General features: G+C 67.2%; 15 protein-coding genes. 6 read left to right on the top strand and 9 right to left on the bottom strand.

The genetic code is table 11. The features are described from left to right. Positions 1 to 10: 10 nt before the first annotated feature. Positions 11 to 1000: a TIGR03915 family putative DNA repair protein gene (locus tag AC1Q64_RS16020; protein ID WP_492252020.1), complete on the top strand. Its 990-nt coding sequence runs from the start codon at positions 11 to 13 to the stop codon at positions 998 to 1000. Here AC1Q64_RS16020 and AC1Q64_RS16015 read toward each other — a convergent pair. Both AC1Q64_RS16015 and AC1Q64_RS16010 read right to left on the bottom strand, forming a co-directional pair. Then, positions 894 to 1895, bottom strand: a complete 1002-nt coding sequence (locus AC1Q64_RS16015) for a pyridoxamine 5'-phosphate oxidase family protein (protein WP_492252019.1) — start codon at positions 1893 to 1895, stop codon at positions 894 to 896. The two genes, AC1Q64_RS16020 and AC1Q64_RS16015, sit on opposite strands and share 107 nt — an antisense overlap. Continuing rightward, positions 1892 to 2533: a glutathione S-transferase family protein gene (locus tag AC1Q64_RS16010; RefSeq protein WP_492252018.1), complete on the bottom strand. Its 642-nt coding sequence runs from the start codon at positions 2531 to 2533 to the stop codon at positions 1892 to 1894. The genes AC1Q64_RS16015 and AC1Q64_RS16010 overlap by 4 nt, the downstream gene beginning before the upstream one ends. Positions 2534 to 2649: 116 nt before the next feature. On the opposite strand from AC1Q64_RS16010, the gene AC1Q64_RS16005 reads away from it, so the two are divergent. Together AC1Q64_RS16005 and AC1Q64_RS16000 are read left to right on the top strand one after the other, a co-directional pair. Continuing rightward, on the top strand, positions 2650 to 3588 hold the full coding sequence (locus tag AC1Q64_RS16005) for a LysR family transcriptional regulator (protein ID WP_291439135.1): 939 nt from the start codon (positions 2650 to 2652) through the stop codon (positions 3586 to 3588). Positions 3589 to 3673: 85 nt separating this feature from the next. Continuing rightward, a complete protein-coding gene (locus tag AC1Q64_RS16000) occupies positions 3674 to 4000 on the top strand; it encodes a hypothetical protein (protein WP_492252017.1) in 327 nt (108 codons plus the stop codon). 153 nt (positions 4001 to 4153) lie between these two features. Here the strand turns inward: AC1Q64_RS16000 and AC1Q64_RS15995 are convergent, their stop codons facing one another. After that, the gene (locus tag AC1Q64_RS15995; RefSeq protein ID WP_492252016.1) at positions 4154 to 4747 is read right to left on the bottom strand and encodes a TetR/AcrR family transcriptional regulator; all 594 of its coding nucleotides are present in this window, start codon (positions 4745 to 4747) and stop codon (positions 4154 to 4156) included. A gap of 117 nt (positions 4748 to 4864) precedes the next feature. Here AC1Q64_RS15995 and AC1Q64_RS15990 point away from each other — a divergent pair, with 117 nt between their 5' ends. Together AC1Q64_RS15990 and AC1Q64_RS15985 are read left to right on the top strand one after the other, a co-directional pair. Further along, on the top strand, positions 4865 to 5692 hold the full coding sequence (locus AC1Q64_RS15990; protein WP_492252015.1) for an SDR family NAD(P)-dependent oxidoreductase: 828 nt from the start codon (positions 4865 to 4867) through the stop codon (positions 5690 to 5692). Between the two features lie 30 nt (positions 5693 to 5722). Further along, positions 5723 to 6856, top strand: a complete 1134-nt coding sequence (locus tag AC1Q64_RS15985) for a thiolase family protein (RefSeq protein WP_492252014.1) — start codon at positions 5723 to 5725, stop codon at positions 6854 to 6856. Positions 6857 to 6904: 48 nt separating this feature from the next. Here the strand turns inward: AC1Q64_RS15985 and AC1Q64_RS15980 are convergent, their stop codons facing one another. The 6 genes from AC1Q64_RS15980 to AC1Q64_RS15955 all read right to left on the bottom strand — a co-directional run bounded on the left by AC1Q64_RS15980 (position 6905) and on the right by AC1Q64_RS15955 (position 12097). After that, entirely contained in the window at positions 6905 to 7381 is a 477-nt protein-coding gene (locus AC1Q64_RS15980) for an FKBP-type peptidyl-prolyl cis-trans isomerase (protein WP_492252013.1), read from the bottom strand. A gap of 160 nt (positions 7382 to 7541) precedes the next feature. Beyond that, positions 7542 to 8621 (bottom strand): pirin family protein, encoded by a 1080-nt coding sequence (locus tag AC1Q64_RS15975; protein ID WP_492252012.1) that lies wholly within the window; start codon positions 8619 to 8621, stop codon positions 7542 to 7544. A 226-nt stretch (positions 8622 to 8847) separates the two neighbouring features. Beyond that, positions 8848 to 10293, bottom strand: coding sequence for an MFS transporter (locus AC1Q64_RS15970; RefSeq protein ID WP_492252011.1), 1446 nt, complete (start codon positions 10291 to 10293; stop codon positions 8848 to 8850). A 149-nt stretch (positions 10294 to 10442) separates the two neighbouring features. Beyond that, a complete protein-coding gene (locus tag AC1Q64_RS15965) occupies positions 10443 to 10931 on the bottom strand; it encodes a DUF1579 domain-containing protein (RefSeq protein ID WP_492252010.1) in 489 nt (162 codons plus the stop codon). 33 nt (positions 10932 to 10964) lie between these two features. Then, complete coding sequence (locus tag AC1Q64_RS15960) at positions 10965 to 11624, bottom strand: glutathione S-transferase family protein (RefSeq protein ID WP_291437864.1); 660 nt, start codon at positions 11622 to 11624, stop codon at positions 10965 to 10967. Positions 11625 to 11668: 44 nt separating this feature from the next. Beyond that, on the bottom strand, positions 11669 to 12097 hold the full coding sequence (locus tag AC1Q64_RS15955) for a VOC family protein (protein ID WP_099731825.1): 429 nt from the start codon (positions 12095 to 12097) through the stop codon (positions 11669 to 11671). Positions 12098 to 12209: 112 nt separating this feature from the next. Here AC1Q64_RS15955 and AC1Q64_RS15950 point away from each other — a divergent pair, with 112 nt between their 5' ends. Continuing rightward, positions 12210 to 12875, top strand: coding sequence for a TetR/AcrR family transcriptional regulator (locus AC1Q64_RS15950; protein ID WP_492252009.1), 666 nt, complete (start codon positions 12210 to 12212; stop codon positions 12873 to 12875). Positions 12876 to 12995: the final 120 nt, after the last annotated feature.

Raw genomic sequence — 12995 nt, 5'->3', positions numbered from 1 at the left:
AGAGGCCCGCATGCAGCGCCACACCATCACGCTGGACCTCCCCACCGACTGGCCCGGCTTTCGCCAAGCGGCACGCGTCCTGGTGCAAGCCAACGTGCCCCCGCAGGCGGTGGACTGGCGCTGCCCGGCGGATGCCGCTGAAGACCTGTTTGCGCCCGAACCTGCCGCTAGCAACACCCTGCCCAGCCCAGCCCCCGATGCGCTGCCGCTGCGCGTGCCCCCCGACTTTGTGGACCTGTGTGAGCAGCTCATCCTGCACCGCGACCCCGCCCGCTTTGCGCTGATGTACCGCCTGCTGTGGCGCATGGCACAAGGCGGTGCGGAGGCCGATTCCGCGCGGCACGACCCGCTGGACGCGGACCGCATGTTGGCCCACCACATGGTCCGCAGCGTGCGGCGGGACATCCACAAGATGCACGCATTCGTGCGCTTTCGGCCTGTGGTGGAGCCCGATGGCCAGACCCTGCATATGGCCTGGTTCGAGCCCGACCACTACATCACCGTGGCCAACGCGGGATTCTTCATCCGCCGCTTTACGCAGATGCGCTGGGCCATCCTTACACCCGACGCCAGCGTGCGCTGGGACGGGCAGCAGCTGCACACCGGCCCCGGCGCGCAGCGCAGCGACGCACCGCCGCCCGATGCGGGCGAGGCGCTGTGGCTCACCTACTACCGCCACATCTTCAACCCCGCGCGGCTCAAGCTGGCCATGATGAAAAAGGAGATGCCCACGCGCTACTGGCACAACCTGCCCGAGGCCGCGCTCATCACCGAGCTGGCGCAGACAGCGCACGAGCGCAGCGGGCAGATGGTGGAGGCCGAAGCCACCGTGCCGCGCAGGCGCATTGCGGGGACAACGACACCCCGTGCGCTGCCCGCTGGTGGTGCGCCACTCAGTCCAGCGCCGCCTCGCGCATCACCCGGAACTGGGGGGCCGACACCGGCGGTGTCCAGCGCCACGGCAGCACCTGCGGCCGCCACAGGGCGCGCAGCACTGTGAGCCGCAGCACGCGCTGCGCACCGGGCCAGGGCGCACGCGCTGCGCTGTCCCACAGCACCTCGGCCTGCGCTGCAATGTGCAGCAAGCCACCCTCTTCATAGTCCACCACCAGCAAGCCTGCCAGCGGGTGCAGCGCAAGGTTGCCCAGGGTGTTGAAGAACTGGTTGCCAGGGTAGTCCGGAAGGCTCAGCACCACGCCGGCCTCCGTGTGCGCCACCTGCACAAAGCCCGGCTCGCCGCCCCGGTGCGATACATCCACGCCTTCGCTGTGCCCGGCACCAGGGCGTGGCGCCGAGGCACTGGCAATGAAGAGGGTGTCGGCACGCTGCACGCGCGCGATGGCGGCGGCGTCCAGTCCCACGCCCAGCCACTGCACCGGGCCCGGAGCTGCCAGCGCAGCGCGCAGGCCTGGCTGCCGCGCCTGGATGTATTTGGGGCAGTTGCCAAAGCTCTGCACCACCTGCACGTCCAGGCCGTTATCGCCAAACGCTGCCACCCGCCCGTTCATGCGGTTGCGCCGCCGCGTGTGCGGCTCCAGCCCCAGCACGCCCACGGCCGCGCCTGGCGCCAGGTGTGCGAGCACCGGGTCCTGGGAATCCGGCGCGGTCGCGATCTGCATGCGCTGCGCATCGGGGGTGTGCACAAACCCAGGTGGGCCAGCGAGCATCGTGGCCCACGGCTGGCCTTGTTCATCCAGCGTCCCCAGCAGCAAGGTGGGCAGCTTCTCAAACAGCTCACGGTGCTGGTCGGGCATGTGATCGCGCAGCACCATCGCACCCACGGCCGCCATGCGCTCGCGCACGCCCACGCGCGCCTGCAAGGCCTGCTCACCGGGGTGGAATGCCTCGGGCGGCACCGGCACCCCAACCGATGCAGCGGGCACGGTGGCTGTCATGCCGCCACCTGCTCGGCAGCGGGCAGCTGGTCGGCCAGCACCGGGTAACCCGGCAAGGCCTGCATGCGCGCCACCCAGGCCGCAATGCGCGGGTAGACATCCAGCGGCAGCCCCGCCAGGTGGGCCTGCGAGGTGTAGCTGACCATGGCCACATCGGCCAGGCTGGGCGCTGTGCCCCCGAGCAACCAGGCACGCCCCTGCAGCTCGTCCTCCATGAAGGTGAGCAGGCGCTTGCCGGTGGCCTGCGCCACCTCGTTCATGGCGCGGCCGGTCAATGTCGCAAAGCGCGGCCCACCAATGCCCGGCGCCAGAAAGCCCGCCGCCAGGCTGAACCAGCGCTGCAACTGCGCCTGCCCCACGGCGTCTTGTGGCAGCCAGGCACTGCCAGGGGCGTAGCGCTGAACCAGATACACCAAGATGCCATTGCTGTCGCTCAGCACCTGGCCTGAGTCCACCAGCACGGGCACCTGGCCTAGCGGGTTGAGTGCCAGGAACTCCGCGCGCTGGTGTTCGCCGCGCAGCAGGTTCACGTCGATCAGTTCATAGGGCAGCCCAAGCAGGGACAACATCAGCTCCACACGGTGGCAGTGGCCCGAGATGGGCATGCGGTAGAGCTGGAGCGGGGTGGTAGGGAGCATGGTGAAGCCTCGTCGGGGGTGAGTGAAAAGATGGCTCGACGATAGCTATTGCAAATAGCGATGTGAATAACCAATCACCGCTTTTCATAATTGCGGCATCCGCAATAATGGGTCGCATGGACTATCTCGACACCCTGCGCTGTTTTGTGGCCGTGGCGGACGCTGGCGGCTTTGCCGTGGCGGGTCGGCGGCTGGGCTGCTCCGCCACGGCTGTCACGCGCGCCATTGCGGCGCTGGAGGCGCGGCTGGGTGTGCTGCTGTTCCAGCGCAGCACGCGTTTGGTGCGCTTGACCGAAGCTGGCGAGCGCTTCTTGCAAGACTGCCGCCCCCTACTTAACGACCTGCACGAGGCCGAGCAGGCAGCCAGCGGTGCACAGGCCGAGGCCCAGGGGCTGCTGTCCATCACCGCGCCGCAGATGTTCGGCATCCAGCATGTGGCGCCCATCGTGCAGGGCTTTTTGCAGGCCCAGCCGCGCGTGCAGGTGCGCACGCTGTTCGTCAACCGCCTGGTGCATTTGCTCGATGAAGGCATGGACGTGGCCATCCGCATCGCGCACCTGCCTGACTCCGGCCTCACGGCCGTGCAGGTGGGTGCGCTGCGCCGCCTGGTGGTGGCGTCTCCCGCCTACCTGGCGCAACACGGCAGGCCACGCAGCCCGGCCGACCTGAGCAGCCACCAGGCCATCGGCTTCGCCTTTGACGCACGCACGCCAGCGCCCTGGAAGTTTCGCGATGGCGCCACAGGCCAGCCGCAATTCACCTGGATCAGCAACAGCAACGAGGTGGACATTGCCGCCGCAGAGGCCGGCATTGGCCTGACCCGCTGCCTTGCCTACCAGGCCGCAGCCAGCCTGCGCGCAGGGCGCTTGCGCATCGTGCTGGCCGACCACGAACTGCCACCTGTGCCCGTGCACATCGTGTACCCCGCAGGGCGACGGGCCCCGGCGAAGGTGCGTGCCTTTGTGGAATGGGCACGCGAGCATCTGGCCAAGGAGCCGGTGCTGAACGGGCGGGGACTTGGGCGCGGTAACGCCTTGTTGCCAATGACTTCGTAACCTGTCATCGCGCCGCATCCGAGCACCGTTGCATAGCTAAGTCCGACGCTGTGTCGGGCGGTTATCCGATCTGAAAGGATTTCTCATGAACAAGCTCCTCGCTGCCCTGCTCGCTGGTTTCTTTGTGACCGCATCGTTTGCCCAAGCCCCTGCGGCCCCCGCAACGCCAGCAACTCCCGCGAAGGCCGCGGCGCCTGCGACCCCTGCCACATCGGCCATGCCCGCCACCCCAGCGACTCCAGCCACACCCGCCACCCCAGCGGTCAAAGCCGAAGCCAAGCCCGCAGTAACGCCAACCGCCACCGCGTCGGCCCCTGCAGAAAAGAAGGCAGAGAAGAAGGCGAAGGCCAAGAAGACCAAGGCAGCGGCACAGAACAAAGCCGACGCTGCCAAGCCTGAAGCAGCCAAGTAAGTTCCCAGTCGACCACCACACAACGCCCGCTCTGCGGGCTTGGTGTTTTTCCATCGCAGGACTCAATGCTGTGGCTATGGCAACCGCAGAGATGCGAGGACAAAAAATGCGATAGCAAGCTCCAGCGCGGTGCGTTTCATACGCCGTGGGCACTCACCGCGGGACAGGCTCCGGCAAGCGCAGTGCGGCTGCGGTTGCATTCAGGATTTCGTTCGACAGCTCTTCATCGTCCACCGCGCGCGCCAGCACCATGGCGCCCACCAGATTCGCATAGTCGGCCAGCGCACGCTGGCGCTTCGCGGCCTTGGTACGGCCAGACACCAAGGTGGCCAGTCCTTCCAGTTGGGCGCGCACGCCCTCGGTCACAGCATGACGCACGGCCGGCCCCTGCCGCGCTGCATCACCGCCCAGCGCGGCCAGCAGGCAGCCCTGCCCGGCTGCATCACGGTGGCGTGGCGAAAGATAGGCCGCCTCGATAGCTGCCAAAGGGTCCTGCCCCTGCTCCACAGCCTCACGCGCAATGGCTGCCCAGGCGGTCTGCAGCCGCTGCAAGGCTCTTGCGCTGGCCTGCGCCATAAGCTCGTCCTTGGACGCAAAGTGCCCATAGAACCCGCCATGCGTGAGCCCCGCGCTCTTCATCAGGTCGGCCACTCCAATGCCGTCGAAACCCTTTTCGCGAAACAACTGCGCTGCGGCATCAAGGATGCGCTCACGGTTCTCCGCCATCTGTTCCTTGCTGACCTTCATTGTCTATCTCTCCCCGGGGATGTTGGCCCTGAAATTCAGTCTTGACATTTTAAATGATGATCGTCATATAATTTAAACGTGACGATCATCATCTAAAACAGCTTTCAGGAAACCGCCATGACCACCACAGCAAACCATTCCTCGCGCCCATCGCTGGGCACAGCCCTCATCACCGGCGCGTCGTCCGGCATTGGTGCCGTGTACGCAGACCGGCTGGCGCGGCGTGGTTACGATTTGATCCTTGTAGCGCGTGACGCCGTACGCCTGGCTGCACTCGCCCACCGTCTGGCGCAGGAGAGCGGGGTGAAGACTGAGGTGCTGCAGGCGGACCTGACCGACCGCAGCGACCTGATCCGTGTGGAGCAGCGTCTGCACAACGACGCCAGCATCACGCTGCTGCTCAACAACGCGGGCATTGCGGTGACAGGGACATTGCTGGACGCCGATATCGATGCCGTGGAACGCATGGTGGCGCTGAACGTGCTGGCACCCACCCGGCTCGCTGCGGCCGCAGCCAGGGGCTTTGCGGCGCGCAGGGCAGGCACGCTGATCAACATTGCCTCCGTTCTCGCACTGCTGCCGGAGATGTTCAACGGCACGTACAGCGGCACCAAGGCCTATCTACTGAACCTCACCCGGTCCCTGCAGCAGGAGCTGGGGCCGATAGGCGTCCGCGTGCAGGCTGTGATGCCGGGTGCAACACGCACCGAGATCTGGGACCGCGCGGGAACACCCATCAGCCACCTGCCGCAAGACATGCTGATGGACGTGGACGCCATGGTGGATGCCGCGCTGGCCGGTCTGGATCAGGGCGAAGCCGTGACCATCCCCTCGCTGGAAGCGGTGCACGAATGGAACGCGCTGGAAGACGCGCGCCGGGCGCTCGGACCTTTCCTGTCGCTGCGTCAGCCAGCCCAACGCTACGCGGTCACCACCAGCGTCTGAGCCTTCCTGCCCCACACCCGAGGTCTGACCATGCAAGCACTGATTTCTGCCTATGCCCGCTCCCCGTTCCACTTCGCCCGCAAGGGAGCGTTGACCGAGGTGCGGCCCGATGCCCTCGCCGCGCAGGTGGTCACGGGCCTGCTGCAGCGTACCGGTATCGACCCTGCAACCCTTGAAGACGTGATTGCCGGCTGCGCCTACCCGGAGGCAGCACAGGGCAACAATATCGCGCGCATCGTGTCGCTGCTGGCGGGCCTGCCCCACGAAGTGGGCGGCATGACGGTGAACCGCTTTTGCGGATCATCCATGTCCGCCATCCATATCGCCGCCGCACAGATTGAGGCGGGCCTGGGCGAGGCCTTTCTGTGCATTGGCGTCGAGTCCATGACCATGGTTCCGCAAGGGGGCTTCAACTTCTCGGCCCACCCCACGTTGTACGAGCACAGCGATGCGTACATCAGCATGGGAGAGACGGCCGAGAACGTTGCCCACCGATACGGGGTGAGCCGCGCTGATCAGGAAGCACTGGCCGTGTCGTCACACCACAAGGCTGCGGCAGCGCGCGAGGCCGGTCTGCTGCAGGCTGAAATCGTACCTATTGCCCTGGCGTCGGGCGAACTGGTGACTCAGGACGGCTGCATCCGCCCCAGCACCACGCTGGAGGCACTGGCGGCGCTGCGACCCGCATTCCGCGAAGATGGTGTGGTGACCGCTGGCACCTCGTCGCCCCTGACAGATGGCGCGGTGGCTGTCTTGGTGACCACCGATGCATATGCAGCGCGGCACGGACTTGCCCCGTTAGCCCGCATCCGCGCAATGGCCACTGCGGGCGTAGATCCTGCGTACATGGGCATGGGCCCCGTACCCGCCACACGCAAGGCACTGGCCCGCGCGAAGCTGTCGGTCAGCGATCTGGATGTCGTGGAGATCAATGAAGCGTTTGGATCGCAAGCCCTGGTTTGCATCCGCGAACTGGGCCTGCGCGAAGACATCATCAATCTGGATGGGGGTGGCCTGTCCATCGGACACCCGCTGGGCGCCACAGGTGCGCGCATCACGGGCAAGGCCGCTGCGCTGCTGCAGCGCGAGAAGGGCCGTTATGCGCTGGCCACGCAGTGCATTGGTGGCGGGCAGGGCATTGCGACGGTGCTGGAAGCGCTGTAACCAGCGGGCGCAAACCAGGGGCCCGAGCAGCGGCCCCTGGACTGGCTATCAATGGTGGTGGCCGTGCGCACCATGCACATGGCGGTGCGCAACTTCTTCGGGGCTGGCAGCGCGCACTTCGGTCACCTTGCAACTGAAGGTCAACGCCTGGCCTGCCAGTGGGTGGTTGCCGTCCAGGTGCACTTCGGGGCCCTTGATCTTGACCACGTTGAACACGGTGGGCTGGCCGTCGTTGCCCACGCCTTGCAGCTGGCCGCCGACCTTCACGCCGGGCGGGAACTCGCTTTTGGGAATGGTGCGCACCAGGCTTTCATCGCGCGCGCCAAAGGCGTCTTCCACCGCTAGTTGCAGCGTGGTGCTGAAGCCCACGGCCTGGCCATCGAGTGCGGCCTCGACCTTGGGGAAGATGTTTTCGTAGCCACCGTGCAGGTACGACAGGTGCCCCGCATCCAGCGGCTTGCCCTGGGGGGTGGTGACCTTGTAGGTGATGGTGACGGCGGAGTCTTTGGTGATGGTGGTGGCCATGGTGGTGCTTGCGCTTTCAGGCGGTGAAAAACCGCGCGAGGCTGGCAGGGGTGAGCCGCCTGCCGCCGCGCGGGTCAGAACGAAACCCCGGATTGTCCACGAGGCGCCTGACTGCTGCCGCAGGGCCTCGTGGAGGCTTGGCAGGGCCTGGTGAACAACCCTATGCGCCCGCCGGGGCCTCGGCCGGGCGCTCTTCCTCCGTCTGGCCGGGGTAGCGCGCAAAACGCCGCGCTTCGGTGCCGTGCACCGGGTCCTGGTCGGGCCAGGGCCAGCCGCCGAACTGGGTACGGCGGTAGTCGTTCATGGCCTGCATGATCTCGGCCTGTGTGTTCATCACAAACGGGCCGTACTGCGCCACGGGCTCGGCGATGGGCTGGCCTTGCAGCAGCAGGCATTCCAGCGGCGTGGCGCCGGTGTTGGTCAGCTGCCAGTCCTGCCCGGCCACCAGCTCCAGCGCGGCGTGCTGGCCCACGTCCTGCGGGCCCACGCGCAGGCTGTCGCCCACAAAGAAGTACAGCATGCGGCGCGTGCCCTGGCCGCGCGCGGCAGGCAGCGTCCACTGTGCGCCAGGGTCCATGCGCAGCGTCCAGATGGCCACATCGCCCTCAGGCTGCGAAGCCCAGGACTCGGGTGGCGGCGCCAGCGGCGCGGGCGCGCCGGGCAGAGCGCCCGCCACCACCGTCACCGTGGTGGCGCGACCTGCGTCGTCGTGGTGGACCAGGCGCGGGATGCGCTCGTTCCACAGCATGGTGAAGTGTGGCTCCACCATCTTGTTGCGCGCAGGCAGGTTCAGCCAGATCTGGAACAGTTCCAGCGGGTTGGGCTCGGTGGCGTTGAGCAGCGGGAACATCTCTGAATGCACGATGCCCTTGCCAGCAGTCACCCACTGCACATCGCCCCCGCCAAAGCGCGCGGCGGCGCCCAGCGAGTCGGAATGGTCGATCAGGCCCTTGCGCACCAGGGTCACGGTTTCAAAGCCCCGGTGCGGGTGGCCCGGAAAGCCCGGCACGGTGTCGCCGTGGTACATGCTCCAGCCGTCTTTGCGGCTGAAGTCGCTGCCGATCTGGCGGCCCTCCAGCGACACGGCGGGCGCAAACGCGCCATTGCCTGCGGGGTAGGCATCGTCATGGTGGGCGCAGAACAGGAACGGGTCCATCGTGGGCCACAGCGGACCCAGCGCCTGGGCCTGCACGACGGGCAGACTGGCGGCAGACGAAGACACGGTGGGGGAGGACGACATCAAGGGCTCCTTGGGTTTGCGCCACCGGCCATCGGGCAGCACGCCTGCCAAAGATAAGGCCAGAGGCTGCTTTCAGAAGTGCGCTGGGTAGAACAGTGCGGTGCGGCATACAGGACAGTGCCGCACAGCATGCGCACACAGTTTCGCCACCATTTCAAACAAAATTGGCCGCATGCGCTAGTGCAATATGCCTGAGAAGCTATCAACTAGATAGCAGACCATCTCCTCATGCAGCACCAGGGTGGGAAGGCGCGGCACCTGACGGGCGCGGTGCCGGGCGCAACACGAAGCCGCCCAATACGGCGGCCACCAGCGCACACAGGGCCGACACCCAGAACGCCAGTTGGTAGCCCGCATTGAGCGCCTGCTGCACGCTGGCCCCGGCCTGGCGCAGATGGTCGGTGCGCGCATCGGCCAGGCTGGCCAGCATGGCCAGGCCCAGGGCACCGCCCATCATGAAGGCCGTGTTGACCACTCCCGACGCCAGCCCAGAGTCTTCGGGCTTCACGTCGCCCATGGCCGCCAGCAGCAGCGGGTTGAGCGCAATGCCAGCCCCCACGCCCAGCAGCAGCATGCCGGGTAGCACGTGGATGACAAAGCGCCCCTCGGTGGGCGCCAGCGCAAACAGGGCCAGGCCCACCGCCGCTAGCAGCAGCCCCCAGCCCAGCGTGCGGCAAATGCCAAAACGCATCACCACCCAGGCCGACAGCCCCAGCGAGCAGCCCGCCATGATGAGATTGGACGGCAGGAACGCCAGGCCCACCTGCATGGCGTCGTAGCCCAGCACCAGCTGCATGTACAGCGCCGACAGGAAGAACCACGCAAACATCGACGCCGCCCACAGCACACCCACCACGTTGGAGATGGCCAAATTGCGCAGCCGCAACAGCGGCAGGGGCACCAGCGGCGCAGCCACATGCGACTCGATGAATAAAAAGGCCGCCAGCAGCGCCGCCGCAGCCCCCAGCAGCCCCAGCGACTGCAGCGAGGTCCACCCCGCCGCGTTGCCATTGACGATGGCGTACACCGCCAGCATCAACGACGCGGTGATGGTGACGGCGCCCGCCATGTCCAGCCGCTGCCCGTGCGCCTGGCCCTTGCCGCCCGGCAGCAGCGCCAGGCAGGCCAGGTAGATGGCCACACCCACGGGGATGTTGACCAGAAAGATCCAGTGCCAGCTCAGTAGGCTGGTGAGCACCCCGCCCAGCAACACACCAATGCTGCCGCCACCCGCACACACAAAGCCATACACCCCCATGGCGCGCGCACGCTCACCCGGCTCGGTGAACAAGTTCATGATGAGCGACAGCGCCACGGCAGACACCACGGCGCCGCCCACGCCCTGCACCGCCCGCGCCGCCACCAGCAGCCCTTGCGTTTGGGCCAGCCCGCAGGCCAGCGATGCGATGGTGAACAGCGTGATGCCCGCCAGAAACAGCCGCCGGTGGCCATACAGGTCCCCCAGCCGCCCGCCCAGCAGCAGGCAGCCGCCAAAGGTGAGCATGTAGGCGTTGACGACCCACACCAGCGAGGTTTCGGTAAAGCCCAGGTCGGCCTTGATGCTGGGCAGCGCGACATTCACGATGGTGGTGTCGAGCACGATCATCAGCTCGCCCAGGCACAGCAGGATGAGTGCGGGCCAGCGTGCGCGGCCTTCGATGCGGAGGGTCATGGGACGGTGGAAATCAAAAGAGATTGGCAGCGCAGTGTGTCATGCGCGTTGCGCTGGCGACTGGCGGGGTGGAATACCAGTGCGGCTGTGGATCTGGCTTGGCCAGCCCTCCGGTTACGTCGCCTTTCAGGGGGAAGCCGCGCAGTGGCTCAGGAAGTTCGGGTGTACCTGGCTTGCATGAACTGCTTCCAGCTGCCGTCCGGCTGCTGGCCGAACGAGGTGAGCGTGCGCTCGTTGGCGCTGATGACGGTGATCACGTCCCGGTAGCGCATGGTGGCGCCGTCGGCCTTGAAGCTGGGGCCTTCGGTCTCCAGCGTCAGCACCTTCTGGTCGGCATCCAGCGTGCCACGGTACACCCACATATGCGTCATCATCGAGCCCACCCAGGTGCCGACGAACGCCTGCTGGTCCGGGTCGTAGCCCAGCGTCATCAGCATGCGGGCGTCGCCGCCCCCGCCGGGCATGGCGCCCGCCCCATCGCAGAGCACCCACAGGCTGCCCAGCGCGCGCACTTGCTCGGTGCCCCGGCTTTGCGCGGGGGGTTCGCCCGGGCCCATGTCGGCCAGGGACTCGCAGGTCCAATCGCCCAGCAGCTGCTGCAGCCAGCGGTGCATAGCGTGGGGTTCGGGATTCATCATGGGAGTCTCCTGGTGAAGTGGTGGGGACGCCGCTCAGTCGCGGTCGGGCGCCCCGAGTGGAAAGTAGTGGCGGTAGGGGCGCCCGCCCTCCACCGCGCGTGCAAACGAGGGGCGTGCGAGCAGCCGGGCGCGGTAGGCGCGCAGCTGCGGGTAGGTGGCCGCGATGGGGTGCGTCCAGTCGGCATAGAACAGCGAGGGCGCCGCAGCGCAGTCGGCCAGCGAGAACGACTCGCCCGCCGCCCAGGTGCGCCCTGCCCACATGCCCTCTAGCCAAGCGTAGGCCTTCTCCAGCTTCTCGGTGGCCCAGGCCACGCCTTCGGCCTTGCGCTCGGCGTTGCCGGTCAGCGCGGCATTCACCGCGTGCTGCACCGGGGCCATCACGTGCAGGTCAAAGAAGCGGTCCATGAAGCGCACGTCCAGTGCTGCCCGGGCATCGGCGGGAATCAGCGGCACAGGCCCCGGGTGCGCGAGCTGCAGGTGCTCGATCACGATGCTGCTTTCCACCACTGTGCGGCCTCCGTCCACCAGCACCGGAAACTTCGCCAGCGGCCAGTGGCGCAACCAGTCGGCCGAATGGCTGACGGGCTCTGCGGGGTCGAGATTGAGCAGTTCGAACGGCGTCCCGTTCTCGTACAGCGCGATCAGCACCTTCTGGGTGTAGGACGAAAAAGGGTGGCCATAGAGAGCGAGCATGCGGGTTCCTGTGGGGGAGTCGGTGGGGGTGATGGCGGTTGCACTCATTCAGGGGCCACCACCATCCAGGGCACGCCAAAGCGGTCGGCCACCATGCCAAACGCCTGCGAGAAAAAGGTCTTGGTGAGCGGCATCTGCACCTTGCCACCATCGGCCAGCGCGTCGAAATAGCGTTTGGCATCGGCCGCATTGGCGGGGCTCAGCGCCAGCGAGATGCCCTGGAAGCTGGCGTGGCCCGAGCCCATGCCGTCCGACGCCATGATCTGCGTATCGCCCACGGTGAACGAGGCGTGCATGACCATCTCGGGCGTGGGGCCCGGGCCGCTGCCATCGGCGCAGCCCTCGCCGGCGGCGGGCTCGGGGTTGTCCTTGTAGCGCATGAGCATGGTGACTTGGGCGCCCAAAGCGTGGCGGTAAAACTCCAGCGCTTCATCGCAGCGGCCTTCGAACATCAGGTAGGGCTCGACTTTCATGGGGGTCTCCTGGGGAACATGGACGGGGCAGGAAGGGTTTCGGCGTGCAATTGTGAACACCGTCCACAAACAATAACAAAGATAATGGACAGTGTCCACATCCCAACGATCCATGACCGTAAGCACCCGCAACAAAGCTGCCCCCTCCAGCGCACCCGCCGCACGCGCCACCTACCGCCACGGGGATCTGCACCGTGCGCTGCTGGACGCGGGCATCGAACTGGCGCGCCAGGGCGGGCCGGATGCGGTGGTGCTGCGCGAGGCCACGCGCCGCGCGGGTGTGGCACCCAATGCTGCCTACCGCCATTTCGCGAACCGCGACGACCTGCTGGGCGCCGTGCGCGCCGCTGCCGTGGCCGCCGCCGCGCGGTCCATGGAGGCCGAGCTGGCCCTTGTGCCCACCACGGGCACGCCCACCGAGCAGGCCCACGCCAAGGTGCGCGCCGTGGGCGCCGGCTACCTGCGGTTTGCGCACACCGAGACAGGGCTCTTTCGCACCGCCTTCGGTGGCCGCTTCACGGTGCAGCAAACCCCCGACCCCGCCATGGGCGGTGCCACGGGGCTGAACCCCTTCCAGCACCTGAGCGCCGCACTGGACGACCTGGTGGCCGCGGGCGCCCTGCCGCCCGGGCGCCGCCCCGGCGCCGAATACCTGGCCTGGTCCACCGTGCATGGCATGGCGCTGCTGGCCATTGACGGGCCGCTGCGTGGCACACCTCTGCAGATGCTGGACCTGCTGGGCCAGCGGCTGCTGGACATGGTGGAGCGGGGGCTTTGAGGGGCGGTCTGGGAAGCCGAACCGGCGGTCCCCAGCCAAACCATTCACGAATCTGGATTTGCGGTGCAGAAGGCCATGCGTCGCCACGTCTGACTGTGCGATGTGGCTCGCGCACGACGG

The sequence above is a fragment of the Acidovorax sp. GW835-FHT14G06 genome (genome assembly GCF_058793595.1).
Note: the sequence above shows the minus strand (reverse complement) of the source record. Positions and strands in the feature narration are given on the sequence as shown.

Coding starts and splice junctions, on each gene's coding strand:
- AC1Q64_RS16010 (WP_492252018.1), bottom strand. CDS start 2,533: ATGCTCCCTACCACCCCGCTCCAGCTCTACCGCATGCCCATCTCGGGC.
- AC1Q64_RS16020 (WP_492252020.1), top strand. CDS start 11: ATGCAGCGCCACACCATCACGCTGGACCTCCCCACCGACTGGCCCGGC.
- AC1Q64_RS15950 (WP_492252009.1), top strand. CDS start 12,210: ATGACCGTAAGCACCCGCAACAAAGCTGCCCCCTCCAGCGCACCCGCC.
- AC1Q64_RS15990 (WP_492252015.1), top strand. CDS start 4,865: ATGACCACCACAGCAAACCATTCCTCGCGCCCATCGCTGGGCACAGCC.
- AC1Q64_RS15970 (WP_492252011.1), bottom strand. CDS start 10,293: ATGACCCTCCGCATCGAAGGCCGCGCACGCTGGCCCGCACTCATCCTG.
- AC1Q64_RS16005 (WP_291439135.1), top strand. CDS start 2,650: ATGGACTATCTCGACACCCTGCGCTGTTTTGTGGCCGTGGCGGACGCT.
- AC1Q64_RS16000 (WP_492252017.1), top strand. CDS start 3,674: ATGAACAAGCTCCTCGCTGCCCTGCTCGCTGGTTTCTTTGTGACCGCA.
- AC1Q64_RS15995 (WP_492252016.1), bottom strand. CDS start 4,747: ATGAAGGTCAGCAAGGAACAGATGGCGGAGAACCGTGAGCGCATCCTT.
- AC1Q64_RS15960 (WP_291437864.1), bottom strand. CDS start 11,624: ATGCTCGCTCTCTATGGCCACCCTTTTTCGTCCTACACCCAGAAGGTG.
- AC1Q64_RS15955 (WP_099731825.1), bottom strand. CDS start 12,097: ATGAAAGTCGAGCCCTACCTGATGTTCGAAGGCCGCTGCGATGAAGCG.
- AC1Q64_RS15965 (WP_492252010.1), bottom strand. CDS start 10,931: ATGATGAATCCCGAACCCCACGCTATGCACCGCTGGCTGCAGCAGCTG.
- AC1Q64_RS15975 (WP_492252012.1), bottom strand. CDS start 8,621: ATGTCGTCCTCCCCCACCGTGTCTTCGTCTGCCGCCAGTCTGCCCGTC.
- AC1Q64_RS15980 (WP_492252013.1), bottom strand. CDS start 7,381: ATGGCCACCACCATCACCAAAGACTCCGCCGTCACCATCACCTACAAG.
- AC1Q64_RS15985 (WP_492252014.1), top strand. CDS start 5,723: ATGCAAGCACTGATTTCTGCCTATGCCCGCTCCCCGTTCCACTTCGCC.
- AC1Q64_RS16015 (WP_492252019.1), bottom strand. CDS start 1,895: ATGACAGCCACCGTGCCCGCTGCATCGGTTGGGGTGCCGGTGCCGCCC.